Source organism: Rubrivirga sp. (genome assembly GCF_049648075.1).
Taxonomy (GTDB): Bacteria; Bacteroidota; Rhodothermia; order Rhodothermales; family Rubricoccaceae; genus Rubrivirga.
Window position 1 is genome coordinate 1 of the sequence record NZ_JBARYR010000770.1, and the last position, 2,838, is coordinate 2,838.

The following is a 2,838-nucleotide window of genomic DNA, read 5'->3' on the forward strand; positions in this document are numbered from 1 at the left end:
TCCTCGAACGCATCGAGGTCGCAGGGGCGGCCCTGGAAGCACTCCGGCCCCTCGACCGTATTCCACCCGTAGTTGCCCCCGGCCTCGACGCGGTTGACCTCCTCCCACGTGTTCTGGCCGACGTCACCGACGAAGATCCCCTCCGCGCTCACGTCCATCTTGAACGGGTTTCGCAGGCCGTAGGCAAAGATCTCCGGCCGTGCGGACGCGTCACCGACGAATGGGTTGTCAGCGGGAATCCCGTACGACTCGCCGTTTGGCACGTCGTCCACGTCGATGCGCGAGATCGTGCCGAGCAACGTCGTCAGGTCTTGGCCATTCTCAAACTGGTCGTCCGACCCTCCGCCGTCGCCGAGCGCGATGTAGAGGTAGCCGTCCGGCCCGAAGTCGATGGAGCCGCCGTTGTGGTTCGTCGCCGGCTGATCGGCCTCGAGGACGATGCGCTCCCTCGTGGAGTCGGCCTCGAGGGCGTCGCTCGCGCTCCGGGCGAACTCCGAGATCCGGGTCTTGATCGTCCCCCCGTCCAGGTTCGACGTCTGGGGCGCGGTGTAGTGGACGAAAAAGCGGCCGTTCGTGGCGTAGTCCGGGTGAAAGGCCAGACCCAGAAGTCCCGTCTCACCCCCGATCGCTGCGACGCGGGTCCGAAGGTCGAGGAACGTGGTCGGTTCGGTGTCGCCGGGCGCCAGCGTCAGGATGCGCGACGGCAGCCGGGGCCTCGCGTTCCGGTCGCCTTGCTCGACGACGTAGTAGCGCTGCTCGGCAGAGACGGCGACGACCTGAACGGGCTTGCTGAAGCGGACGCCCGGAAGGGCCTCCTCGATGAGGAGGTCTTGGGCGGCCAGCGGGGCCGAGACGGCAAAAGCCAGGACGGCCAGCAGGAGAGAACGCATCGCGGTGGTGGGTCGGGAAGCGGGCAATGTAGGCGCGTAGCTTGGTGACGCCCGTCCTGATCCCTGTGCGCCGTCTCGTCCTCCTGATCCTGATCGCCGGCTGCGCCTCGGAGCCGCCGCCCGCCCTCGACCGGGCCGCCCTCGAAGACGTCTGGAACCAGTGGGCCGCCGACCGAGACTCCGTCTTCGCAACGACGGCCGGCCCCCTTCTCGAGCCCGCCCGCGAAACGTTCGCCGGTCTCGACTACTTCGACTACGACTCGACGTTCGCCGTCCCGGCCGCGCTCGTACCCTCTCTCGGCCAAGACACCCTGGCCTTCCCGACGACGAGCGGCGACCTGCGTCCGATGGTCACGGCTGGCCACTTGGTCTTCGAGGCCGGCGACGTCCAGTGGCGCTTGGAGGCGTTCCGGCCGCTGGGCTCGGGCGAGTTGTTCGTCCCGTTCCGCGACGCCACGAGCGGGCGCGAGACCTATGGCGGAGGACGCTACCTCGACCTCGAGGAGCAACCCTCGGGCCGCTACGCGCTCGACTTTAACCGGTCCTACAATCCGTATTGCGTCTACGACCCCGCGTTCTCGTGCCCGCTGCCCCCGGCCGAGAACCGCCTGGAGTTGCCGATCACCGCCGGCGAGGTCATGCCGTCGGGCAAGCCGGGCGTCGACTCGCCCTCGAGGGCGACCGAAGGCTGAACGGCGTCCTCGAGGCAGCCCACGAGCTCAGTCCGCCCCCAACGCTAGGTCGCGCGGTGCCGCCACACTCGAGGTCGAGTCCTCGTCGTGCTCGGCCCAGTCTCCCGGCCTCGAGGTCGTGACAGGACGCGTGGGCGTCTCCACACCGAGGAACGCCGCGACCGTTCCGAGTTGATGCTCCACATCGGCCTCACCGAGCTCCACCAGACGCTCCACGTAGCTGGGGTGGAACAGGAGCATCGAGAGCCAGTCGGGGCTCGACGCGTCCCCGTTCGACAGGCCGCCGGTCACCAGACGCATCGAGGGCGGCAGAAGCGGCTCAAAGTCGCCCGCGAGGGCGCCCAAGTCTTTGGACGGGCGGATCACCAACAGCTCGACCGGCCGCAGCGCACCGCGGTGCTTGGCCGGGACCTTCTCGACCAGTGCGTTGACTCGACGCAGCGTCTGCGCGTCTTGGTCGATGACGTCGAGAAACACCGCGTTCATCAGGATCCCCAACATCCGCGTCGGCGGCGGGTACGCGTCGAGCTTGGGGGCCGCGGCCTCGATGGCGGTCTGTCGGTACCGAGTGGTGATCGCCAGGATCTTGTCCGCGCCCAGATGAACGGCCGGCGACAGCGGCGCCGTGAGCCGGATCCCTCCGTCGCCGTACCACCCCGCGCCCACCCTCTCGTCCTCGATGGCGACCGCAGGAAAGAAGAACGGCAGCGCCGCCGACGCCAGGATGTGCTCGGGCCGGATCTGGGTACGGACGGCCCGTCGCATGGGCCGGTCCCACGGGTCGAAGCCCTCGCCCTGCACCCAGGTCACCGACTGCCCCGTCGTGTACGAGGTCGTCGTGAGCGCGAACGCGCCCAAGTCCCCCTCACGAACGGATCGGTCGATGCTCTCGATGGGGCTCCCGACCGGACCGAAGTGTCCCTCTACAAACGTCTGGAGCGGGGTCGTGTCGAGGAATCCGCCTTCGGCCGGTGGCGCCACGTCCGGCGGACGGCGGACCAGCCGCGCCATCGCCTGCATCACCGTCGGCCGGTCGACGCGGTAGACGTGCTCGGCCTCGAGGGCCTGCCAGATCTTGACCAGCCGGTCGGCGGCGACGGCAAACGGCTCCCTCGCCGTGGACGCCAGGAATGCTGCGTTGAGGGCTCCCGCTGAGACCCCCGTCAGGACGTCCGGCCGCAGGCTCGGGAATCGCCGCGCCAGGGCTCGGAGCACACCCGCTTGGTACGCCGACCGCGCGCCTCCCCCGGTAAGCG

3 protein-coding genes are annotated in these 2,838 nt (G+C 69.3%); 1 reads left to right on the top strand and 2 read right to left on the bottom strand.

The window, feature by feature from the left end; all coding sequences use genetic code 11:
- The coding region (locus WBA11_RS20300; protein WP_424522447.1) for a PQQ-dependent sugar dehydrogenase at positions 1-890 on the bottom strand (890 nt) is incomplete at its 3' end.
- A 65-nt stretch (positions 891-955) separates the two neighbouring features.
- Between WBA11_RS20300 and WBA11_RS20305 the strand changes: the two genes are divergently transcribed.
- On the top strand, positions 956-1,582 hold the full coding sequence (locus WBA11_RS20305; RefSeq protein WP_424522448.1) for a DUF1684 domain-containing protein: 627 nt from the start codon (positions 956-958) through the stop codon (positions 1,580-1,582).
- Positions 1,583-1,609: 27 nt separating this feature from the next.
- On the opposite strand, the gene WBA11_RS20310 is transcribed toward WBA11_RS20305, so the two are convergent.
- Positions 1,610-2,838: patatin-like phospholipase family protein (locus tag WBA11_RS20310; RefSeq protein ID WP_424522449.1), on the bottom strand; the 1,229-nt coding region annotated here is incomplete at its 5' end.